The organism is Jiangella alba, from assembly GCF_900106035.1.
In the GTDB taxonomy this organism is placed as follows: domain Bacteria; phylum Actinomycetota; class Actinomycetes; order Jiangellales; family Jiangellaceae; genus Jiangella; species Jiangella alba.
In genome coordinates this window covers 1-18,873 of the sequence record NZ_FNUC01000002.1, presented here as the reverse complement: position 1 = coordinate 18,873, position 18,873 = coordinate 1, and the positions used below count along the sequence as shown (strand labels likewise).

Annotated in this window: 19 protein-coding genes; 3 read left to right on the top strand and 16 right to left on the bottom strand. The window is 73.2% G+C overall.

What is annotated here, in order from left to right:
* Positions 1-248 precede the first annotated feature (248 nt).
* The 8 genes from BLV02_RS01500 to rimP all read right to left on the bottom strand — a co-directional run bounded on the left by BLV02_RS01500 (position 249) and on the right by rimP (position 7,329).
* Entirely contained in the window at positions 249-692 is a 444-nt protein-coding gene (locus BLV02_RS01500; protein ID WP_069113890.1) for a MarR family winged helix-turn-helix transcriptional regulator, read from the bottom strand.
* Positions 689-1,561, bottom strand: a complete 873-nt coding sequence (gene truB / locus BLV02_RS01495; protein ID WP_069113891.1) for a tRNA pseudouridine(55) synthase TruB — start codon at positions 1,559-1,561, stop codon at positions 689-691. Before truB ends, BLV02_RS01500 begins: the two co-directional genes overlap by 4 nt.
* Positions 1,554-2,009, bottom strand: a complete 456-nt coding sequence (rbfA, locus tag BLV02_RS01490; RefSeq protein WP_069113892.1) for a 30S ribosome-binding factor RbfA — start codon at positions 2,007-2,009, stop codon at positions 1,554-1,556. Before rbfA ends, truB begins: the two co-directional genes overlap by 8 nt.
* A 2-nt stretch (positions 2,010-2,011) precedes the next feature.
* Positions 2,012-2,311, bottom strand: coding sequence for a DUF503 domain-containing protein (locus BLV02_RS01485; protein ID WP_069113893.1), 300 nt, complete (start codon positions 2,309-2,311; stop codon positions 2,012-2,014).
* 22 nt (positions 2,312-2,333) lie between these two features.
* Positions 2,334-5,366 (bottom strand): translation initiation factor IF-2, encoded by a 3,033-nt coding sequence (gene infB, locus BLV02_RS37935; RefSeq protein WP_069113894.1) that lies wholly within the window; start codon positions 5,364-5,366, stop codon positions 2,334-2,336.
* Positions 5,367-5,456: 90 nt separating this feature from the next.
* Complete coding sequence (locus BLV02_RS01475) at positions 5,457-5,765, bottom strand: YlxR family protein (RefSeq protein WP_092618310.1); 309 nt, start codon at positions 5,763-5,765, stop codon at positions 5,457-5,459.
* 63 nt (positions 5,766-5,828) lie between these two features.
* The gene (gene nusA, locus BLV02_RS01470; RefSeq protein ID WP_069113895.1) at positions 5,829-6,830 is read right to left on the bottom strand and encodes a transcription termination factor NusA; all 1,002 of its coding nucleotides are present in this window, start codon (positions 6,828-6,830) and stop codon (positions 5,829-5,831) included.
* A 4-nt stretch (positions 6,831-6,834) separates the two neighbouring features.
* Positions 6,835-7,329, bottom strand: coding sequence for a ribosome maturation factor RimP (rimP, locus tag BLV02_RS01465; protein WP_069113896.1), 495 nt, complete (start codon positions 7,327-7,329; stop codon positions 6,835-6,837).
* Between the two features lie 134 nt (positions 7,330-7,463).
* On the opposite strand from rimP, the gene BLV02_RS01460 reads away from it, so the two are divergent.
* Positions 7,464-7,967: a hypothetical protein gene (locus BLV02_RS01460; RefSeq protein ID WP_141711772.1), complete on the top strand. Its 504-nt coding sequence runs from the start codon at positions 7,464-7,466 to the stop codon at positions 7,965-7,967.
* On the top strand, positions 7,964-8,422 hold the full coding sequence (locus tag BLV02_RS01455) for a ferritin-like domain-containing protein (RefSeq protein WP_069113898.1): 459 nt from the start codon (positions 7,964-7,966) through the stop codon (positions 8,420-8,422). Before BLV02_RS01460 ends, BLV02_RS01455 begins: the two co-directional genes overlap by 4 nt.
* On the opposite strand, the gene BLV02_RS01450 is transcribed toward BLV02_RS01455, so the two are convergent.
* The 6 genes from BLV02_RS01450 to BLV02_RS01425 form a co-directional block, all read right to left on the bottom strand.
* Entirely contained in the window at positions 8,419-9,306 is an 888-nt protein-coding gene (locus BLV02_RS01450; protein WP_069113899.1) for an alpha/beta fold hydrolase, read from the bottom strand. The two genes, BLV02_RS01455 and BLV02_RS01450, sit on opposite strands and share 4 nt — an antisense overlap.
* Before the next feature lie 34 nt (positions 9,307-9,340).
* Positions 9,341-10,753 (bottom strand): Si-specific NAD(P)(+) transhydrogenase, encoded by a 1,413-nt coding sequence (sthA, locus tag BLV02_RS01445; protein WP_069113900.1) that lies wholly within the window; start codon positions 10,751-10,753, stop codon positions 9,341-9,343.
* 30 nt (positions 10,754-10,783) lie between these two features.
* Positions 10,784-11,689 carry a DMT family transporter gene (locus BLV02_RS01440; RefSeq protein WP_216094467.1) on the bottom strand — a complete coding sequence of 302 codons (906 nt, stop codon included), beginning with the start codon at positions 11,687-11,689 and terminating at the stop codon, positions 10,784-10,786.
* A 461-nt stretch (positions 11,690-12,150) separates the two neighbouring features.
* Complete coding sequence (locus BLV02_RS01435; protein WP_069113901.1) at positions 12,151-12,948, bottom strand: helix-turn-helix domain-containing protein; 798 nt, start codon at positions 12,946-12,948, stop codon at positions 12,151-12,153.
* A gap of 4 nt (positions 12,949-12,952) precedes the next feature.
* Positions 12,953-14,713 (bottom strand): proline--tRNA ligase, encoded by a 1,761-nt coding sequence (locus BLV02_RS01430; RefSeq protein ID WP_069113902.1) that lies wholly within the window; start codon positions 14,711-14,713, stop codon positions 12,953-12,955.
* A gap of 58 nt (positions 14,714-14,771) precedes the next feature.
* Positions 14,772-15,977, bottom strand: coding sequence for a CapA family protein (locus BLV02_RS01425; RefSeq protein WP_069113903.1), 1,206 nt, complete (start codon positions 15,975-15,977; stop codon positions 14,772-14,774).
* A gap of 138 nt (positions 15,978-16,115) precedes the next feature.
* Here BLV02_RS01425 and BLV02_RS01420 point away from each other — a divergent pair, with 138 nt between their 5' ends.
* Positions 16,116-17,084, top strand: a complete 969-nt coding sequence (locus tag BLV02_RS01420) for an ABC transporter substrate-binding protein (RefSeq protein WP_069113904.1) — start codon at positions 16,116-16,118, stop codon at positions 17,082-17,084.
* On the opposite strand, the gene BLV02_RS01415 is transcribed toward BLV02_RS01420, so the two are convergent.
* Together BLV02_RS01415 and ispG are read right to left on the bottom strand one after the other, a co-directional pair.
* The gene (locus BLV02_RS01415) at positions 17,074-17,919 is read right to left on the bottom strand and encodes a GNAT family N-acetyltransferase (RefSeq protein WP_069113905.1); all 846 of its coding nucleotides are present in this window, start codon (positions 17,917-17,919) and stop codon (positions 17,074-17,076) included. The two genes, BLV02_RS01420 and BLV02_RS01415, sit on opposite strands and share 11 nt — an antisense overlap.
* A gap of 31 nt (positions 17,920-17,950) precedes the next feature.
* The coding region (ispG, locus tag BLV02_RS01410) for a flavodoxin-dependent (E)-4-hydroxy-3-methylbut-2-enyl-diphosphate synthase (RefSeq protein WP_074946054.1) at positions 17,951-18,873 on the bottom strand (923 nt) is incomplete at its 5' end.

Below are 18,873 nucleotides of genomic sequence, written 5' to 3'. Positions count from 1 at the left end.
TCACCGCCTCAGTTGGTTGGTCGCTGCAACTATAGGGGTTAATGGTTGCAGCAACCAACTTTATTCCTGAGAGGCATCCTCCGGGCAGAGCCGAGCCCGGCATCGGCCCGCGCGTACCCGTCAGCCCCTTTGCAATGAGCACCCCTACGCACCGGTGCCCATAGGTGCTCATTGCAAAGCGGCCGCACCCACCCTCCGGAGCGTCCGATGAGGGCGCGCGTGGCCGTGATCGGCGGCGGGCAGAACCGCTACTCCTGTGCCATGGACTCGTTGAGCCGTTTGAGCAGAACGGCGAGCGTGTCGACGTCGGCGTCGGGCCAGTCCTCCAGCGCCGCGCCGAACCAGCGGCCCCGGGCGCCGCGCAACTGCTGCACCCGGGCGCGGCCCGCGTCGGTGATGTGCAGCAGCCGGGCCCGGCCGTCCTGCGGGTCGGGCACCCGCTGGATCAGGCCCAAGGTCTCCATCTGCGTGACCTGGCGGCTGACGGTGGACTTGTCCAGCCCCAGCCGCTCGACCAGATCGGCGGCACGGACGTCGCCGCCGTCGGCGAGCAGCCCGAGCAGCCCGTACGCGGCCGCCTCGAGGCCTTCGTCGACCTGACGGGCGAGGTCGATGGAGAGCCGGCGCACCCGGCGCCAGAGGAACGCGAGCTCGGCCTCGAGCTGCTCGTTGACCTGCTGCCGATCGCTCATACGAACACCGCCAGGTGCTTCGCCCGGGAACCCCGGTCCTCGACCAGGGACAGCAGGGTACCGTCCGGCCCGAACACCCCGACGGGTCCCGGCCCGAGCCCGGTGGCCGGCAGCGGCATGCCGTGCGCGACCCGCCCGGCGGTCTCGGCGTCGACGTCCAGCCGCGGGAACGCCGCCGCGGCGGCGTCGGCCAGCGGCACCAGGGTGAACTCGGCGCCGAGCTGGTCCAGGGTGCGGGCGACGTCGAGGCGGTACGGGCCGACGGCGGTGCGGCGCAGCGCCGTCAGGTGGCCGCCGACGCCCAGCGCCGCGCCGAGGTCGCGGGCCAGCGCCCGGATGTAGGTGCCGGACGAGCACGTCACCGACACGTCGAGGTCGAGGAACTCCCCCACGCGCCGCGACGCCAGCACGTCGAACCGGCTGACGACGACGGCGCGCGCCGGCAGCTCGACGTCCTCGCCGGAGCGCACCCGGTGGTACGAGCGCACGCCGTCGATCTTCACCGCGGACACCGCGCTCGGCACCTGCTGGATCGGCCCGGTCAGCGCGGCGACACCGGCCGCGACGGCGTTATCGGTCACCGCGGACGCGTCGGCCGTCGCCGTCACCTCGCCCTCGGCGTCGTCGGTGACGGTGGCCGCGCCGAGCCGGATGGTGGCGTCGTACTCCTTCGCCGTCAGCGCCAGGTGCCCGAGCAGCTTGGTGGCCTTGCCGACGCCGACCACCAGCACGCCGGTGGCCATCGGGTCGAGCGTGCCGGCGTGGCCGACACGGCGGGTGCCGGCCAGCCGGCGGACACGGGCGACGACGTCGTGCGACGTCCAGCCCCCGGGCTTGTCGACGACGACGAGGCCGTCGGGGTCAGCCACGGTGGTCGTCGTCCTCCTCGTCTTCCTCGTCGGCCGGCTTGCGGTACGGGTCGGGGTCGCCGGCGTAGTCGGCCGCGGCGGCCGCCTGGGCCACCCGCTCGTCCGACTCGCGCGCCGTGCGCAGCAGGTCGTCGATGTTCGCGGCGTTCTCGGGGATGGCGTCGGCCACGAACTCCAGCGTCGGCGTGAACCGGACGCCGGTGCGCCGGCCCACCTCGGAGCGGACCAGGCCCTTGACGCTCTCGAGCGCCGCGGCCGTGGCCGTGCGCTCCTCCTCGTCGCCGTACACGGTGTAGAAGACGGTGGCGTCGCGCAGGTCACCGGTGATGCGGGCGTCGGTGACCGTGACGAACCCCAGCCGGGGATCCTTGACCCGGCGCTCCAGCGTCTCGGCCGCGATCTCGCGGATGCGGTCGGCCAGTTTGCGCGCCCGCGCTGGATCGGCCATGACTACTCCTCGTCTTCGTCGTTGTGGATCCGCCGCCGGGTGGAGAGCAGCTCGATCTCCGGCCGGTACGCGACGTGCCGCTCGACGGCGTCGAGCACGTCGATGCACTGCCGGGAGTCGCCGGCGACGACGGCGACCCCCACCTCCGTGCGGCGGTGCAGGTCCTGGTGACCCACCTCGGCGACGGCGACGTCGAAGCGGCGCCGCAGTTCGGCCACGATGGGCCGAACCACGGCGCGCTTCTGCTTCAACGAATGCACGTCGCCGAGCAGCAGGTCGAACACGATGGTCCCGACGAACACATCAGTCCGCCGCGGACGGCCGTCAGCCGCGCGGCTTCTCCTTCATCTCGTAGGTCTCGATGCGGTCGCCGACCTTGATGTCGTTGAACGAGCCGAGATTGATACCGCACTCGAACCCTTCGCGGACCTCGGTGGCGTCGTCCTTCTCGCGCCGCAGCGACACGACCGTGAGGCCCTCGCCCACCACGACGCCGTCGCGGACCAGCCGCGCCGACGCGTTGCGCCGCATGATGCCGTTGGTGACCATGCAACCGGCGATGTTGCCGATCTTGGACGACCGGAACACCTCGCGGATCTCGGCGGTGCCGAGCTGGACCTCCTCGTACTCCGGCTTGAGCATGCCCTTGAGGGCCGCCTCGATCTCCTCGATGGCCGAGTAGATGACCGAGTAGTACCGGATCTCCACACCCTCGCGGTCGGCCAGGTCCTCGACCGTCCGGCTCTGCGGCCGGACGTTGAAGCCGATGATGATGCCCTGGTCGATGGAGGCGAGGTTGACGTCGTTGGCCGTGATGGCGCCGACGCCGCGGTGGATGATGTTGAGGTTGACCTCGTCGCCCACGTCGATCTTGAGCAGCGCGTCCTCGAGCGCCTCGACCGAGCCGGACACGTCGCCCTTGAGGATCAGGTTCAGCGTCTCGACCTTGCTCTCGGCCATGAAGCTCTCGAGCGTGACCCGCTTTCGGGCCTTGGCCAGGGCGGCGTTGCGCTCCATGGCCTCGCGCTTCTCGGCGATCTGGCGCGCGGTGCGGTCGTCGTCGGCGACGAGGAACTTGTCGCCGGCGCCGGGCACCGCGGTGAGACCGAGCACCAGGACCGGACGCGACGGCGTGGCCTCCTCGACCGGCTTGCCGTACTCGTCGAGCATGGCGCGCACCCGGCCGTAGGACTGACCCGTGACGATGGCGTCGCCCGGGCGCAGCGTGCCGCGCTGCACCAGGACGGTGGCCACCGGGCCGCGGCCGCGGTCGAGGTGACCCTCGATCGCGACGCCGCGCGCCGGCATGTCGGGGTTGGCCCGCAGGTCGAGCGCCGCGTCGGCGGTCAGCAGGACGGCCTCGAGCAGCTTGTCGATGTTCAGCCCCGGCTTCGCCGCGACGTCGACGAACATGGTGTCGCCGCCGTACTCCTCGGCCACCAGGTTGTACTCGGTGAGCTGCTGGCGGATCTTCGCCGGGTTGGCGCCCTCGACGTCGATCTTGTTGACCGCGACGACGATGGGCACGCCGGCCGCCTGCGCGTGGTTCAGCGCCTCGATGGTCTGCGGCATGACGCCGTCGTCGGCCGCGACCACGAGGATGACGATGTCCGTCACCTGCGCACCACGGGCACGCATGGCGGTGAACGCCTCGTGACCCGGGGTGTCGATGAAGGTGATGGCCCGCGGCTCGCCCTCGTGCTCGACCGAGACCTGGTAGGCACCGATGTGCTGGGTGATGCCGCCGGCCTCGGACTCGACGATGTTCTCCTTGCGGATGGCGTCGAGCAGCTTGGTCTTACCGTGGTCGACGTGGCCCATGACGGTGACCACCGGCGGCCGGGCCGCCAGCGCGTCCTCGTCGCCCACCTCGGCGTCGAAGTCGATGTCGAACGACTCGAGCAGCTCGCGGTCCTCGTCCTCGGGCGACACCATCTGGATCTCGAAGCCGAGCTCCTCGCCCAGCACCCGGAAGGTGTCTTCGTCCACCGACTGGGTGGCCGTGACCATCTCGCCCAGGCCGAACAGCACCTGGACCAGCTGCGCGGGGTCGACGTCGATGCGCTCGGCGAAGTCGGCGAGGGATGCGCCGCGGGGCAGCCGGACGACCTGTCCGTTGCCGCGGGGCAGCCGCACACCGCCGATCGACGGCGCCTGCATGTTGTCGTATTCCTGGCGCTTCTGACGCTTGCTCTTGCGGCTCTTGGCCGGCCGGCCACCGGGACGGCCGAACGCGCCGGCCGTGCCACCGCGGCCGCGGCCACCGCCGCCACCCGGACGGCCACCGCCGCCGGGACCGCCGAAGCCACCGGGACGGCCACCGCCGCCGGGGCCGCCGCCGAAGCCGCCGCCACCGCCGGGACGACCGCCGCCGCCACCGCCGCCGGGACGACCACCGCCGCCACCGCCGCCGGGACGACCGCCGCGGTCACCGCCGGGACGGCCACCACGCTCGCCGCCACCGCCGCCGCCACCACCGGGCCGCTGCGACGGGCGCGGCGGCATCATGCCGGGGTTGGGGCGCGGGCCACCGGCGCCGCCGCCACCGCCCGGACGCGGGGCCGGGGCGCTGGGCCGCGGGCCACCCGCACCGGGCGCGCCGCGGCCTTCACCGTCGCGGCGCGAGCCGGGACGCTGCATGCCGGTGGAGCCACCGGACGAGAACGGGTTGTTGCCCGGACGCGGGCCGCCGCCGGGACGAGACCGGCCCATGCCGGTGTTCTCGCCGCCGAACGGGTTGTTGCCCGGACGCGGGCCGGCCGGACGCGGCGCGGCCGGACCAGGCTTCGGTGCGCCCGGACGACCGCCGCCAGGGCCACGCTGGCCCTGGTCGGGCCGCTGGCCGCCGCCGGAGCGCTGGCCGGGGCCCGGACGCCCGCCCTGGTCGGGACGCGCGCCCTGGTCGGGCCGCTGACCCTGCTCGGGCCGCTGACCCTGGCCGCCGCCGCTGGACGGACGCGGACCCGGCGTGGGCGCCGGGCCGGGCCGCGGGCCCGGAGCGGGCCGTGCGGCCGGAGGCGCGGACGCGGCCGGCTGCTCCGCGGGCGCCGGCGAGGCCGGGCGCGGGGCAGGCTTCGCCGCCGGCGCGGCGGGTGCCGGCGCCGGTGCGGCCGCACTGGGCGTGCTGGGGGCCGGTGCTGCCGGCCTGGCCGACGGGCCAGGGGTGCCGGGAGACCGCTTGGTTCCCTTGCCGGTTCCTTGATTGGCGAACGCGTCGCGAAGCTTACGGACGACGGGGGCCTCGATGGTCGACGATGCCGACTTGACGTACTCCCCGAGGTCGCCCAGCTTGCCGAGGACGTCCTTGCTCGTCACACCGAGCTCTTTCGCGAGCTCGTGTACCCGGACCTTTGCCACTGCTCTCCTTCTCGGCCCGGGCGTGTCGGCTCGGACCGGCTAGGTGGTGCGCGTGCTCATCGCTGCGTGCTCATCGAGCGCTCGTGAGCGTCACGTCGTGTCTCCTTCATCCATTCCGGCCGGCCGTTGCGGCCGATCGGGTCGATCCTCGTGCTCGGCGAGCCACCGACGCAGCCCAGTATCGTCGAGCGGCCCCTCGGCGCGTAATGCGCGCGAGAACGCTCGACGTCGCTCGGCTTGGTCGAGGCAGCCCTGACGTGGGTGCAGGTACGCACCGCGGCCCGGGAGCCGGCCGTCGAGGTCGGGAACCAGCGCCCTTTCGGCGCCGGCACCGCCCGCGACGACGCGGAGCAGTTCGGACTTCACCGCACGAGACCGGCATCCTACGCAGGTGCGCACAGGTGACCGGCCGGGCGCGCGGTCATTCACTCGAACAGTTTAGCGTCTCTCGGGCCTGAACGGTCACGCGGGCGTGTCGGCGCCGTGATCAGCGGTCTCGGGCTCGGTGTCGGGGCGGATGTCGATGCGCCATCCGGTCAGCCGAGCGGCCAGCCGGGCGTTCTGTCCTTCCCGGCCGATGGCCAGCGAGAGCTGGAAGTCGGGGACCGTGACGCGGGCCGACCGCGCGGCCGCGTCGACGATCTCGACCCGCTGCACCCGGGCCGGCGACAGCGCGTTGGCGACCAGCTCGGCGGGGTCCTCGGACCAGTCGACGATGTCGATCTTCTCGCCGTGCAACTCGGTCATGACCGCACGCACCCGCGACCCCATGGGCCCGATGCAGGCGCCCTTGGCGTTGACCCCCGGCACGGTGGAGAAGACGGCGATCTTGCTGCGGTGGCCGGCCTCGCGGGCGATGCCGGCGATCTGCACCGTGCCGTCGGCGATCTCGGGGACCTCCAGCGTGAACAGCTTCTTCACCAGGTTCGGGTGGGTGCGCGACACGGTGATGACGGGGCCGTGCTGGCCCTTGCGCACCTGCACGACGTAGCAGCGGATGCGGCTGCCGTGCTCGTAGCGCTCGCCCGGCACCTGCTCGGCCGGCGGCAGCACCGCCTCGACCTTGCCGAGGTTGACCATGACGGTGCGGGGGTCGCGGCCCTGCTGGATGGTGCCGGAGACGATCTCGCCCTCGCGGTCGAGGAAGTCGCCGAAGGTGTTCTCGTCCTCGGCGTCGCGCAGCCGCTGCAGGATCTCCTGCTTCGCGGTGGTGGCGGCGATGCGGCCGAAGCCGTCGGGGGTGTCGTCCCACTCGCGCGTGACGGCGCCGTCGTCGTCGACCTCCTGGGCCCAGACGGTGACGTGGCCGGTCTTGCGGTCGAGCTCGACACGGGCCCGCGGCTGATGGGTCTCGGAGCGCTGGTAGGCGAGCAGCAGAGCGCGCTCCGTCGCCTCGACGACCAGGTCGAAGGAGATGTCCTTCTCTCGCTCCAGTGCTCGCAGGAGCGAAAGGTCGATGTCCACGCTCTCAGTCCTCTTCCTCGAAATCGTCGAGATCGGTGTCGTCGGTCTTGCGGAACTCGACCTGCACCTTGGCCTTGCGGACGTCGGTGTAGGCCACCTCGCGGGTGGCGCCGTCGACGTCGAGCACGGCGGAGGTGTCGCCGGCCGACACGACGCGCCCGGTGACGTCGCCGCCGTCGTGCAGGACGGCGCGGACCAGGCGGCCGGTGGCGCGCGACCAGTGCCGCGGCAGGGTCAGCGGCCGCGAGACGCCCGGCGAGCTGACCTCGAGGGTGTACGGCCGGTCGCCCATGACGTTGCTGTCGTCGAGCGCCTTGGAGATGTGCCGGGACACCTCGGCGCAGCGGTCGAGGTCGACCCCGCCGTCGGCGTCGACCATGATGCGCAGCCGGCTGCGGCGGCCCGCCTGGGACAGATCGAGCTGTTCGAGGTCGAGCCCCTCCGACACCACCACGGGCTCGATGACCTGCTGCAGAAGGTCATGAGAAGCCGATGTCATCGGATGCCCCTTCCTCGATGTCGAGTTGTCTCGTGCCGTGACCGTGTTCTTGACGTCCTGCCGTCAAGAGTAGCCAAGACTACAGCGAGGACCGGCGATCCACCGGCACGTTCGCACCGGTTACGGTGTGCTCCGTGAAGCAGAGGGTGGACGAGGGCCGGCGGCGGCTGCTCGCGCTGGTCGCCGGGGCTCCGGTGCTCGGCGTGGCGCTGGCCGCGTGCGGCGCCGAACCCCGTCCGAAGGCCGCTCCCGGACCCCGTGCGTCGCTCGACGCCGACGTGAAGCTGCGCTGGCGCGCGGCGCACGGCGAGCAGGCGCTGCTGGCGCTGCACGCGGCCACCGTCGCGGCGCATCCGGACCTCGCCGAGCGGCTGGCGCCGCTGACCGCGCACCACGACGAGCACCTGGCCGCGTTGCGGGCCGACGGACCGCTGCCGTACGGCGCGGGCGCCGCCGCCGCGGCCGCGCCGTCGATCGCCGCCGACGCCGACTCCGCGCTGGCCGCCGTCGCCGACGCCGAGCGGGCCGCCGCCGACGCGTGCGTCCTGGCCGCGCTGGGCGCCGCCGGGCCGCGGCTGGCCGCCGTGCTGGCGTCCATCGCCGCCTCCGAGGCCGGCCACGGGGCGGTGCTGACGTGACGACGACCCCGGCGCCGGCGCCGTCCGCCGCCTCCGGAGACCCCTCGGTCGAGGCCGCGCAGGCGGCGCTGGCCGGCGAGCACGCCTGCGTGTACGGCTACGGCGTGCTCGGCGCGCACCTGCCCGACGACGCGCCGGCCGCGCTGGCGGCGCTGGCGACGCACCGGGCCCGCCGCGACGAGCTGACCGCGCTGATCGCGGCGGCCGGGGCCGCGCCGGTCGCGGCCGAGCCCGGTTACGCGCTGCCCTCCCCCGTCACCGACGAGGCGTCCGCGCTGGCGCTGGGCGTGCTGCTGGAAGAGCGGCTCGGCGGGCTGTACGCCGACCTCGCCGGCGCCGCCACCACCCCCGAGCTGCGCGAACTCGCCGTCCGCGGCGTCGTCGCCGTGACCGTCCAGGCACTGGCCTGGGGTGGTGCGCCCACCGCGTTCCCGGGTCTGGACGGCCGCGTCTAACGGGCCGCGTCGAGCACGTTGCCGGTGAAGGCGACGAGCTGCTCGGCGACCTCGGCGGCGTGCGTCTCGAGGAACAGGTGCCCGCCGTCGTAGAGGTGCGCCTCGAGCGTCTCCATCTCCTGGTGGTACGCCAGCACCTCCGCGATGTCGAAGTACACGTCGTGACGGCCCCACAGCACCAGGCACGGCGGCTGGTACTCGCGGTGGTAGGCGGCGATGTCGGGGAACCGGGCCACGTGGTGCTGGTAGTCGACGAAGAGCTGGAAGTGCGCCTCGACGTTGCCGGGCCGCGTCAGCCGCTCCCAGTCGAGGTGCCACGTCTCGCGCGGCTGCAGCGCCTGCAGTTCCGGCGACAGCCCGCTGAGGTACTGGTCGCGGGTGCCCTCGAAGGTCAGCCAGTCGGGCAGCTTCGCGCGGTTCTCCGCGGTCGGCTCGGCCCAGTACCGGCGGGCGTCGTCCCAGATGTCGCCCAGGCCGGCCTCGTGCGTGTTGCCGTTCTGCACGACCAGCCCCACGATCCGCTCCGGGTGCCGAAGCGCCATCAGGTAGCCGACCGGCGTGCTGTAGTCGGTCACGTAGAGCACGAAGCGCCGCACGCCCAGGTCGTCGACCAGCGCCTCGATCGCCTCCGACAGACGCTCGTAGGTGTACTCGTACTCGTCCGGCGGCGGCGCGTCGGAGAACCCGAACCCGGGCAGGTCCGGCGCCACGGCGTAGAAGCGCTCGCCGAGCACGGGGAGCACCTCGCGGAACGAGTGCGACGAGGCGGGGAAGCCGTGCAGGAGCAGCACCGCCGTCGACGACGGGACGCCCGCCTCGCGATAGTGCAGCCGCAGCCCGCCGACGTCGCGGAACAGGTGCCTGGTCTTGGCCGCGTATCTCATGCCGTAACCGTACCCAGCTGTTCACTGGTTATTCTCAGAGATCGAAGCGGTCCAGCGCGCGCAGCTTGTTGGTGACGTCGAGCGCGGCGACCTTGTACGCCTCGGACAGCGTCGGGTAGTTGAACACGGTGTCGACGAGGTAGTCGACGGTGCCGCCGCAGCCCATGACGGCCTGCCCGATGTGCACGAGGTCGGCGGCGCCGGTGCCGAACACGTGAACCCCCAGGATCTGCCGCGTCGCCGGGCTGACCAGCAGTTTCAGCATGCCGTAGGAGTCGCCGACGATCTGCCCGCGGGCCAGTTCGCGGTAGCGGGAGATGCCCACCTCGTACGGGACGGCGTCCTGCGTCAGCTCGACCTCGGTGCGGCCGCAGTAGGAGATCTCCGGGATCGTGTAGATGCCGATGGGCTGGATCTCGCGCAGTTCGTTGGCCGGTTCGCCGAACGCGTGCAGCGACGCGAGCCGGCCCTGGTCCATGCTGGTGGCGGCCAGCGCCGGGAAGCCGATGACGTCACCCACGGCGAACACGTGCGGCACCGTCGTCCGGTACTGCGCGTCGACGGTGATGCGGCCGCGGGAGTCGGCCTCGAGGCCCGCGTTCTCGAGCCCCAGCCCGGCCGTCAGGCCCTGCCGTCCGGCGGAGTACATGACGGTCTCGGCCGGGACGCGCTTGCCGCTGGCCAGCGTCGTGACGGTGCCGTGCGAGCCGATCTCGACCTTCTCGACCTCTTCGCCGAACCGGAACGTCACCGAGAGGTCGCGCAGGTGGAACTTGAGCGACTCGACCACCTCGGGGTCGCAGAACTCCAGCATCTGCGCCCGCTTCTCGACGACGGTGACGCGGGTGCCGAGCGCGGCGAACATCGACGCGTACTCGATGCCGATGACGCCCGCGCCGACGACGACCATGGAGTCGGGGATGCGCTCCAGCGTCAGGATGCCGTCGGAGTCGACCACCCGGCCCTCGTCGAACTCGACGTGGGCCGGGCGGGCCGGCGTCGTCCCGGTGGCGACGACGACGTTCGCGGCGGTGATCTGCCGGTGCTCCCCCGGCCCGTCGACGGCGACGGTGTGCGGGTCGACGAAGCGGCCGGTGCCGACCACGAGATCGACGTGGTTGCGGAACAGCTGAGCCCGCACCACCTCGACCTCGCGGCCGATGACGTGCTGCGTGCGGGCCAGCAGGTCCTGCACGGTGATCTCGTGCTTCACCCGGTAGGACTGGCCGTACAGCTCGCGCATGGACAGGCCGGTGAGGTAGAGCACGGCCTCGCGCAGCGTCTTCGACGGGATGGTCCCGGTGTTGACGCACACGCCGCCGATCATGTTCCGGCGCTCGACGACGCAGGCCCGTTTGCCGAGCTTGGCGGCGCCGATGGCGGCTTTCTGCCCGCCCGGGCCGGAGCCGATGACGAGGAGGTCGTAGTCGTATCCGGTGTCGTCCATGCCTCTGCTCCCGGGTCGGCTGCCTCCACGCTAGCGGCGGCGGCCCGTCGCCGTCATCAACACCGCCGTCCCGATCAACAAGGCGCCGATCAGCCCGGCCGTGCCCAGCCGCTCGTCCAGCACGACGGCGCCCAGCGCGGCGGCCGTCAGCGGCTCGAGCAGCGAGAACAGCGCCGCCGAGCCGGTCGCGACGGTGCGCAGGCCGGTGAAGTACAGCCCGTAGGCCAGCGCCGTCGGGGCGAGCCCCAGGTACACCAGCAGGCCGAGCGTCGCGACGTCCAGGTCCATCGTCAGGCCGCCACCTGCCGCCGCCAGCGGGAGCAGCAGCAGCCCGCCCGCGCAGAACGACAGCCCGGCCGTCGGCAGCGCCCCGAGGTCGTCGACCGGGCGGGCGCCCAGCATCGTGATGGCGGCGAACCCGGACGCCGAGGCCAGCGCGCACGCCGTCCCGGCCAGCACCGCCGCCGGGTCGCCCGCCGCCGGAGTGCCGACCAGCAGCACCAGCCCGGCGAGCGCCGTCACGATGGCCGCGACGATGTGCCCGTCCGGCCGCCGCCGCCCGGCCACGCTCTCGGCCGCGACGACGAGGATGGGCGACGCGCCCAGCGTGACCAGGGTGGCCAGGCTGACGGAGGTCAGCTGGACGGCCGCGAAGTAGCAGCTCTGGTACAGCGCGGCCAGCGCGCCGAGCAGCACCAGCCGGCGCACGCCCCGGGCGGACGTCCGTAGCCGGTGCAGGCGGCCGCTGGCCAGCAGCCACAGCACGACCAGCCCGCCGCCCACCAGCAACCGGAACGCGGCGACGGCGAGCACGCCGAGGCCGGTGCGGTCGATGAGCAGCGCGCCGGTCAGGCCGCCGGTGCCCCAGAGGACCCCGGCGCCCATGACGGACACCACGTGCGCCCGCGAGGTTGTGAGGATACGAGTGTGTTCCACGGATCAGCTCCTGCGACGAGAGGGAAGACGGCGCGCGGGAGCGGGACACGCAGGAGTGCGCGAAGAAGCCGGCCACCCGTCAGAGGGGCAGCCGGCGCGCTGGAACGCGCCCCGCTAGAGAGCGGGGGGCGGGGTGATCGGGTGAGTCCGATGCATGACCGGGATGATACGGGAACGACGGACGTACCGCGCCGCTCCGCCACCAGCTGGGACAGCGTGCGGGCGTCGGTCGTGAGCGGGGGCGCGCGCTGCGCCGGGGTCGCGGCGCGCTGGCGACCCGCGGGCCGGACGTGCCACGTTGGTGGAACGGCCCTGCGCGCCAAGAGCCGCTCACCGCCGTGGACCTCGGCCGCGAAAGCCGCCCGTGAACCCGGCTCGCAGACCCCTCCCGGGCCCGGGCGGGGCCCACCCTACGGGCGGGCACCGACAACGTTCGCCGCGCCGCCTCGCCGCGCAGGCGACTACGGGACGGGGACCGCGGCGCTCCGGCGCTCGGCCACCAGCTGGGACGGCGTGCAGCCGGCCAGCGCGTGGAACTCGCGCACCAGGTGACTGTGGTCGGCGTAGCCGGTGTCGGCGGCGAGATCGGACAGCGACGGGGGCGACGTGTCCAGCCGTCTCACCGCCCGGGCGAAGCGCAGCACCCGCGCGGTCTCCTTGGGGCCGAGGCCCACCTGCCGCCGGAACCGCGCGGCCAGGTGACGGCGGCTCCAGCCGACCTCGGCGGCCAGGTCCGCGATCCGCACCCGCCCGCCGGCGCACGCCAGCCGCTCCCACGCCCACCCCACCTCGGGGTCCGCCTCGCGCGCGACCGGCAGCCGGCGCAACAGGAAGGCGTCGGCGAGCGCGAACCGGGCCGGCCAGTCCGGCGCCGCCGCCAGCCGCTCGACGAACTCGTCGCCGGGGCGCCCGAAGACGTCGCCGAGGCGCACCGCGCCGTCGCGCAGGTCGGAGCCGGCCAGGCCGAGCAGGCGGTGCGCGCCCAGCGGCGTGAGGTCGACCTGCAGCCCGCACTGGGCGCCGACGAACTCGGTGACGGCGTAGGTGTCGTGGAACCCGGCGACGAACGAGGTCAGCTCGCCGCTGACGCCCGGCGACCGCACCGACAGCAGGTCGCCGAAGCTGATGATGACCGGGACCCGCGGGCCGGGCAGCTCGCGCCGCCGCACGACCGTCGCCGAGTGCTCGACGTACCCGCGGTACCCGAGGACGTCCCCGGCCAGCGCCGCGTGCGCCGCGCCGGCCGGGTAGAGGTCCATGCCCCTATTCTGCGACGATCTCGCGCAGCCGGTCGACGGCCGCGGCGACGGGGACCTCCTGGCGCTCGCCGGTGGCACGGTCCTTGACCTCGACGACGCCGTCGGCCAGGCCGCGGCCCACCACGACGATCGTCGGCACGCCGATCAGCTCGGAGTCCTTGAACTTCACGCCCGGGCTCACCCCGCGGCGGTCGTCGTACAGCACCCGCACCCCGGCCGCGTCCAGCTCCGAGGCGAGCGAGGCGGCAGCCGTGAAGACCGCGTCGTCCTTGCCCGTCGCGATCAGGTGGACGTCGGCAGGGGCCACCTCGCGCGGCCAGATGATGCCGGCGTCGTCGTGCGAGTTCTCGACGATGGCGGCGACGGCGCGCGACACGCCCACGCCGTAGGAGCCCATGGTGACGGTGACGAGCTTGCCGTTCTCGTCGAGCACCTGCAGGCCGAGCGCCTCGGAGTACTTGCGGCCGAGCTGGAAGATGTGCCCCATCTCGATGCCGCGGGCGGTCTCGAGCGGGCCGGAGCCGTCGGGCGCGGGGTCGCCGGCGCGCACCTCGGCCGCCTCGATGGTGCCGTCGGGGGTGAAATCGCGCCCGGCGACGAGGTCGATGACGTGCCGGCCCGGCGTGTCGGCGCCGGTGACCCAGCGCGTGCCCTCGACGACCCGGGGGTCGACCAGGTAGCGGATGCCGGACGCGTTCTTCTCCCCCAGCGCGCCGGGCCCGATGTAGCCGCGCGCCAGCGCCGGGTGCGCCGCGAAGTCGGCCTCGGTGAACGGCTCGAGCTCGGCCGACTCGATCTGCGCCTGCAGCCGCTTCTCGTCGACCTCGCGGTCGCCGGGGACGCCGACGGCGAGCGGCTCGCGGGTGCCGTCGGGGTGGTGCAGGACGACCAGCACGTTCTTCAGCGTGTCGGACGCCTGCCAGGGCCGGTCGGCGCGCGGGAAACGCTCGTTCAGGTGCGCGACCAGCGTCTCGATGGTGGGGGTGTCGGGGGTGTCCTCGGCGTGCGCCGCGGGCACGTCGTCGTAGGGCAGCGGGTCGGGCACGGGCGTCGTGACGGCCTCGACGTTGGCCGCGTAGCCGCCGGCCGAGCGGACGTAGGTGTCCTCGCCGTTCTCGGCGGTGGCCAGGAACTCCTCGCTGGCCGAGCCGCCCATGGCGCCGGACGTCGCCTTGACGACGACGTAGTCGAGACCCAGGCGGTCGAAGATCTTGATGTACGCGCCGCGATGGGCCAGGTAGGACGTCATGAACGCCTCGTCGGAGACGTCGAACGTGTAGGAGTCCTTCATGACGAACTCGCGGCCGCGCAGGATGCCGGCCCGCGGCCGGGCCTCGTCGCGGTACTTGGTCTGGATCTGGTACAGCGTCAGCGGGAGGTCCTTGTACGACGAGTACAGGTCCTTCACCAGCAGCGTGAACATCTCTTCGTGCGTGGGGCCGAGCAGGTAGTCGCCGCCCTTGCGGTCGGTGACCCGGAAGAGGTTGTCGCCGTACTCCTCCCACCGGTTCGTCGCCTCGTAGGGCTCGCGGGGCAGCAGCGCGGGGAAGTGCACCTCCTGCCCGCCGATGGCGTTCATCTCCTCGCGCACGATGCCCTCGATGTTGCGCAGCACCAGGTACCCCAGCGGCAGCCACGAGTAGATGCCCGGCGCGGCGCGGCGGACGTAGCCCGCGCGCACCAGCAGCTTGTGGCTCGGCACCTCGGCGTCGGCCGGATCGTCGCGCAGGGTTCGCAGGAACAACGTCGACATGCGCAGGATCACGGGACTCTCCAGGCTTCCACTGACGGGTCGGGCAACGAAGGACGAGGATACCGGCCGGTCACGACGGATTCAGCAGGGTGAGCCCGGCGGCTGCTCCGCCCTTGCTCAGCACGATCTCGGTGGTCCGGTCGCGCGCCTGCCGCAGCCGGGCCGCCGACGCCGTGCCGGTGTCGCCGCTGGCCAGCGCCGCGGGCACGTCGAGCACCTCGACCGGCGGCTGGTAGGTCTGGTAGAGCGGCAGGTATTCGGCCTGCGTGACGGTGAACGTGCCACCGGCGGCCTCGGTGAAGGTGAACCGGGTGAGCAGCCCCTCCGCCTTCGGCCCCTCCGGCTCGGCGTGGTTGGCCATCAGGTTGCCCATGCCGTACACGACCCACTCGCCGCCGACGTTCTCGATCGGCTGGACGACGTGCGCGTGGTGGCCGAGCAGGAGGTCGATGTCGGGCGACGCGATCAGCTGCGGCGCCAGCTCGCTCTGCAGGGCGTTCGGCTCGTGGACGTACTCGTCGCCCCAGTGCAGCGCGGTGACGACGACGTCGGCGCCCTCGGCCCGCGCGGTGGCGGCGTCGGCGAGGATGCGGCCGGGTTCGATCTCGTTGCCGCGCCACGTCTCGCCGTCCGGCGCGGGGATGCCGTTGAAGCCGAACGTGTACGAGAGCAGCGCGACGTCGACGGGGTCGCCGGCGGTGGCGACGTCGACGTGCGTGATGGTCTGCGACTCCTCGGGCGTGCGGGCCGACCCGGCGTGCGCCAGCCCGGCGGCGTCGAGCGCGTCGAGGGTGCGGTCGACCCCGCCCGCGCCCTGGTCGTAGGTGTGGTTCGACGCGGTGGTGCAGGCGTCGTACCCGGTCTCGGCCAGCGCGGTGACGATCTGCGGCGGGCCGGAGAACGTCGGGTAGCCCTCGTACGGGCCGCCGGCCGGCGCCAGCGGCGTCTCCAGGTGGCAGACGGCGAGGCCGGCGCCCTGGACGATCGGCGCGATGTTCGCCAGCTGCGGCGCGAAGTCCATCTCCTCGCCCGGCCCGGCGTCGTTGCGGGCCTGCGTCCACAGCCGCTCGTGCAGCAGCACGTCACCGGTCGCGACCAGCGTGAACGTCCTCGGGTCGGGCGTCGGGGCGGGGCTCGGCCGCTCCGACGGCGACGTCGTGGCGTCGGCCGGGGTGCTGGGCGGGGCCGCGCCGGGGTCGTCGTCGCCCCCGCATCCGGCGACGACGAGCAGGCCGGCCACGGCGGTGGCGGCGACGAGGGCGAGGCGGCGGTTCATCGCGGTCAAGTCTGCGGGGTCCGCCGCCGGGTTGTCAGCCGTTCGAGCCGCTCGTCCATGCCGACATTTGACATGAAGTCGACTTCAGCATTCAAGCTGAGGGTTGCCTAACCTCAGTCGCGATCACGAAGGAACCCCATGAACCGGACCCTCGCCGCCCTCGCGGCCCTCGTCGCGCTCACCGCCTGCGGCGGGACCGACCCGGAGCCCGCGTCCGGCGCCGGCCGCAGCATCACCGTCGACGGCGCCACGGGCGAGGTCACCGTGCCGGTCACCGACTCCGGCATCTGGGCGCTGGACGAGGTGACCGGCCTGCACCTGCTCGCGCTGGGCGTCGTCCCGGACGCGGTGGCGCGCAACCCCTACGACGGCGACGCGTACACGGAGGCGGCCCGCACGATCCTGCGCGACGCCGGCGTCGAGATCGTGGAACCGTCGAACGCGGAGCTGGTCGCCGCCGCCGCGCCGGAGCTGATCATCGGGGTGAACTTCCCGGACCACGTCGAGCTGCTGCCCGAGCTGGAGCAGATCGCGCCGGTACTGCTCACCGACGACACCCGCCCGTGGGACGAAGGACTCGCCACCATCGCCGCGGTGACCGGCCACGACGCCGAGGCCGAGGAGGTGACCGGCCGGCTGCGGGAGGCCGTCGACGAGACCGTGACGCTGGTCGCCGACGCCGGCCGGACCGGCGACACGCTGTCGGTGCTGTCGGCCTGCGGCGACCAGGTCTGCCTCTACGGCAGCGGCCGCACGGTGGGCCGCGTCCTCGCCGAGCTCGGCTTCGCCCGTCCGCCGGGCCAGGACGACGCCGGCAACGCCTGGGGCTTCACGCTGGTCTCGCCGGAGACGCTCGGCGGGCACCGCGCCGACATCGTCGTCGAGCTGTCCGGCATCGTCACCCGCGGCGGCGACCCGGTGCTGGAGCACCCGCTCCTGGACACGTCGGGCGCGCTCACGGCGACGGCCGACTTCGCCGCCTGGTTCGGCTCGGACGCGCTGGCGCTGACGTGGATCCTGCACGACGTCGCGGCCATCCTGGCCGGCCAGCCGACCGCCACCAGGGACGACGCCGGCGAGCTGTGGGCGGAGGTCGTCAGAACATGATGGTGGCGAACCGGCCGACCTCGGTGAAGCCGACCCGGCGGTACGCGCCCCGCGCCGCGGTGTTGAAGTCGTTGACGTAGAGCGTGACGGCCGGCGCGATCTCGCGCAGCGCGTGCTCGACGACCGCCGCCATGCCGCCGACCGACAGACGCTCGCCCCGCCGGTCCGGACGCACCCAGACGCCCTGCACCTGACAGGCGTGCGGGGTGACGGCGCCGATCTCGGCCTTGAACACGATCTCGCCGTCCTCGAACCGGGCGAACGCGCGGCCGGCCCGGACCAGCTCGGCGAGCCGCGCCTTGTAGTAGACGCCGCCGTCGGTGCCGGTGGGCGAGACGCCGACCTCCTCGGTGAACATCGCGACGGCCGCGGGCAGCAGCACGTCGACCTCGTCCGGCCGGACGGCGCGCACCAGCGGGTCGGCGGGCACCGCGGGCGCGGCGTCGATGGCCATGACCGGCTGGCAGGAGCGCACCTCGCGGGCCGGCCCCCACTCGGGACGGATGAGGTCCCACATCGACAGCACCGCGTCGGCCGGGCCGACGATGGACGAGCAGCGGCGGCCGCGGCGGACGGCGAGGTCGGCGAACGTGCGGGCGGCCCGGGCCGACGCGGCCACCGGGACGAGGTTCGCGCCGGAGTAGCACAGCGACAGCAGCCGGTTCTCCTCGTAGTAGCCCCACAGCTCACCGGCCAGCCGCGACGGCGCGAGTCCGGACGCGTGCACGCGGGAGCCGACGAAGACGTCCACGCAGGGGTCGCGGCCGAGCAGCGCGACGGTGTCGTCCAGGTCGGCCTGGCTCAGCGGCCGCACCGCTGCCGACGTACCGAGCACGTCGCCCCCTTTCCCCCGGTTGCCGCCTTCGTCAGGCGACGGTGACCACCGGCCCGCCGTCGCCGTCGCCGGCGTCCATCGTCTCGGCGATGCGCAGGGCCTCCTCGATCAGCGTCTCGACGATCTCCGACTCCGGAACCGTCTTGACGACCTCACCCTTCACGAAGATCTGGCCCTTGCCGTTGCCGGATGCTACGCCGAGATCGGCCTCGCGCGCCTCCCCCGGGCCGTTGACGACGCAGCCCATGACGGCCACTCGCAGCGGCACCTCCATGCCCTCGAGCCCGGCGGTGACGCGGTCGGCCAGCGTGTAGACGTCGACCTGGGCGCGGCCGCAGGACGGGCAGGACACGATCTCGAGCTTGCGCGGGCGCAGGTTCAGCGACTGCAGGATCTGGTTGCCGACCTTCACCTCCTCGACCGGCGGCGCGGACAGCGACACCCGGATGGTGTCGCCGATGCCCTTGCTCAGCAGCGCGCCGAACGCCGTGGCGGACTTGATGGTGCCCTGGAACGCCGGGCCGGCCTCCGTCACACCGAGGTGCAGCGGCCAGTCGCCGCGCTCGGCCAGCAGCTCGTACGCGCGGACCATGACGACCGGGTCGTTGTGCTTCACCGAGATCTTGAAGTCGTGGAAGTCGTGCTCCTCGAACAGCGACGCCTCCCAGACGGCGGACTCGACCAGCGCCTCGGGGGTGGCCTTGCCGTACTTCTCCAGCAGCCGGGGGTCCAGCGAGCCGGCGTTGACGCCGATGCGCAGCGAGATGCCGGCGTCCTTGGCCGCCTTCGCGATCTCGCCGACCTTGTCGTCGAACTTCTTGATGTTGCCCGGGTTGACGCGGACGGCCGCACAGCCGGCGTCGATGGCGGCGAAGACGTACTTCGGCTGGAAGTGGATGTCGGCGATGACCGGGATCTGCGACTTCTTCGCGATGGCCGGCAGCGCGTCGGCGT

Excerpts from the sequence above, each read along its gene's own strand:
- BLV02_RS01500 (WP_069113890.1), bottom strand. The coding sequence starts at position 692 with ATGAGCGATCGGCAGCAGGTCAACGAGCAGCTCGAGGCCGAGCTCGCG.
- rbfA (WP_069113892.1), bottom strand. The coding sequence starts at position 2,009 with ATGGCCGATCCAGCGCGGGCGCGCAAACTGGCCGACCGCATCCGCGAG.
- rimP (WP_069113896.1), bottom strand. The coding sequence starts at position 7,329 with ATGACATCGGCTTCTCATGACCTTCTGCAGCAGGTCATCGAGCCCGTG.
- BLV02_RS01450 (WP_069113899.1), bottom strand. The coding sequence starts at position 9,306 with ATGAGATACGCGGCCAAGACCAGGCACCTGTTCCGCGACGTCGGCGGG.
- sthA (WP_069113900.1), bottom strand. The coding sequence starts at position 10,753 with ATGGACGACACCGGATACGACTACGACCTCCTCGTCATCGGCTCCGGC.
- BLV02_RS01435 (WP_069113901.1), bottom strand. The coding sequence starts at position 12,948 with ATGGACCTCTACCCGGCCGGCGCGGCGCACGCGGCGCTGGCCGGGGAC.
- BLV02_RS01425 (WP_069113903.1), bottom strand. The coding sequence starts at position 15,977 with ATGAACCGCCGCCTCGCCCTCGTCGCCGCCACCGCCGTGGCCGGCCTG.
- BLV02_RS01420 (WP_069113904.1), top strand. The coding sequence starts at position 16,116 with ATGAACCGGACCCTCGCCGCCCTCGCGGCCCTCGTCGCGCTCACCGCC.